This window comes from Streptomyces sp. NPDC006551 (assembly GCF_040611675.1).
Lineage (GTDB): Bacteria > Actinomycetota > Actinomycetes > Streptomycetales > Streptomycetaceae > Streptomyces.
Window position 1 is genome coordinate 1 of sequence record NZ_JBEXOT010000096.1, and the last position, 2,403, is coordinate 2,403.

Annotated in this window: 3 protein-coding genes; 2 read left to right on the plus strand and 1 reads right to left on the minus strand. The window is 69.7% G+C overall.

Going from position 1 to position 2,403, the window contains the following annotated elements; all coding sequences use genetic code 11:
- On the plus strand, positions 1–185 hold a 185-nt coding region (locus ABZY12_RS34285; protein ID WP_356897365.1), incomplete at its 5' end, for a hypothetical protein.
- Between the two features lie 125 nt (positions 186–310).
- Positions 311–1,243 (plus strand): GIY-YIG nuclease family protein, encoded by a 933-nt coding sequence (locus tag ABZY12_RS34290; protein ID WP_356897367.1) that lies wholly within the window; start codon positions 311–313, stop codon positions 1,241–1,243.
- 139 nt (positions 1,244–1,382) lie between these two features.
- Here ABZY12_RS34290 and ABZY12_RS34295 read toward each other — a convergent pair.
- Positions 1,383–2,403: hypothetical protein (locus ABZY12_RS34295; RefSeq protein WP_356897369.1), on the minus strand; the 1,021-nt coding region annotated here is incomplete at its 5' end.

The window sequence follows — 2,403 nt, forward strand, 5'->3', positions numbered from 1 at the left end:
CCCACCAGCCGCTCCCCAACCGCCTGGAGCTGGAAGCCCTCGACAGCGTCATGCAGGGCGACACGTACAGCGCGAACGGCTTCATCCTCGGCATCGATGCCCAGCAGCGCCGCGAACTGGCCAACCACCTCGACATCTACCGGACGCTCCTGGACCGCGCGCTCCAGGCCGAGACCGCCGCCTGACGACGAAGGCCACCGCCCCGAACTCGGGTGGTGGCCTTCAAAGTCACAAAGATTGCGCACGCGCAGTCTAGCCCCGGACCTCGCCAGCGCGCCAGACCCAGCCATGAATGAGAGAACACCTGACCATGCAGCAGTTCGCCGTCAGCTGCGGATGCGGCCGATCCATGAGCCCATACGGCCGCGCCGGCCGTAACGCCTTCCGCTGCGGATGCGGTTCGCGCGTCCAGGTAATTGCGTCACCCGTCACCACCCGGACCTGCTCGTTCGGAGACTGCCGCACCCTGGCCACTACAAAGGAGCCGCTGCGCTTCTGTCTCGACCACGAGGAACAAGCGTCAGTCCTTCTGGCCCACATTGCTGGAGTCGCCAAGGTGCGCGAGCTGGAGACGAACCTGACTCGGTCCGTGACGACATGGGCTCGCAAGTACGGGTACAGAGTCCAGCCGATCCCGCAGAACACGCAGCACGCCCCGATCATCTACTTCGCCCGCCGAGAACGCCTCATCAAGATCGGAACTACAACCAACCTTCCGCAGCGGATGATGTCCCTGCACGCGCAGGACCTGGCAACCGAGCCCGGCGACATCGTTCGGGAGGGACAACTGCACCGGCGATTCCAGCACTTGCGTGCATCAGGTCGAGGTCGCGAATGGTTCCACCCGGGGCCCGACCTCATCGCGTACATCAACGAACTCCGTGCCGCATCCGGGATTCAGTCGGTCGACAGCCCGGCGCCGCCCGTAGGCCACTGCGTAGAGCTGGAGTCCTACCTGGCGGAGACCACCGATTACCACGCCCCCCGGACACTCACCCAGGGCGGAGAATCCCTGGCCGGGCGCGTGAAACCGGAGAAGCTCGCCCGCTCCCCCCGCCGCCAGCAAGTGCACGTAGCCGTCACAGGCACCTGGCCCACCCGCAAGACCGCCGTGGCAGCCTGCTTTCAATCCAAGGAGATCGGTACTGGAGCAGGGGGACTAGTGCCCGCCTCCAGCGTGCCCGGCGACGACAGGTGCAACCGGCTGCCCTGTCGTGCGCGCTGGGAATCGTTGGACGATTGATGGCGGTGGCCCCCACGCCGTGCGAAGTACGCGAGGGCCACCCGGGAACCACACCACCGTCCTGCCGGAGGTGCCACCGCGACCGTACGAGCCACCACGCCACACGGCGCGCCATGCGCCCGCGACCGGGTGAACCCCGTCAGCCCTCCGCCAACACCCGAGCACGCTCCGCGGGCAACGGCTCCACGTCGACCGCACGCCGCAGCTGCTCCATCGTCGTCGGCAACGGCTCCCACCCGTACCGGCCGGCCATCACCCAGTTCAACGCCGTCACCCCCTTCCCGTACGCCTGCCGCAGCCCCTGCGGCCGCAGCGTCACCCCCGGCGGCCCGGCCTTCGATGCCCGCAGCGTCACCCACAGAGCCGACCGCCCGCCCTCCAGCGGCAACGCCTCCACCACCCGCTCCCGGACATCCAGCCACCGGCGAAGCGCCACCCGGGAACCCTCCCGCAGCGGGTACCACTCCTGCTCCGGCAGCGGCTCCAACTCGTCGATCGCCGCCAACACCCGCTGACGGACCGCCTCCGACCGCTGATGCACCTGCCCCGACCGGATCGCTCGTACCGTCTCCGGATGCACCTTCGCCAGCGCCGCGATCTCCTCCACCCGCCCGGGCGGAGCCTTCTGCGGCCGGCGTCGGATCCCCACCGCCGTCTCGCCAGCGGCCACATCGGCGAGCCTTAGCGCCGCCAGTTCCCCCGACCGGCACCCCGAGTCCAGGACGATGGCCACCATCGCCAGCAACCGCGCCCGCTCCCCAGCCGACAGCGCGACACCGTCCCGCGCCAGCGGCCCGGACGACGCCATGTCCGCCAGCCCCCGGTACAGCGCAGCCTGCGACCGGCCGTCGACCGTGTCCTTCAACTCCGGCTGATCCACCACCGGCAACCGCACCGTCTTCCCAGGGACAACGAGGTCGGCCAGGATCGCCAAGCAGTCCCGCACGATCCGCTGCGACGCCAACGGCAACGGCTTCCCCACGTCCTTCGCCAGGTGCCGCAACTCCCCGGCCACCGCCAGGCCCCAGAACGCCTCCAGCGCCGGCCACGTGAACAGCTGCCCCGCCGTACGAGCGGCCCGGTCAGGCATCTCCTTGCGCCCGACCGCACGGTCGAGCATCCCCACCACCATCCACAGCTGGTCCGCCCGCGCCCCCGAC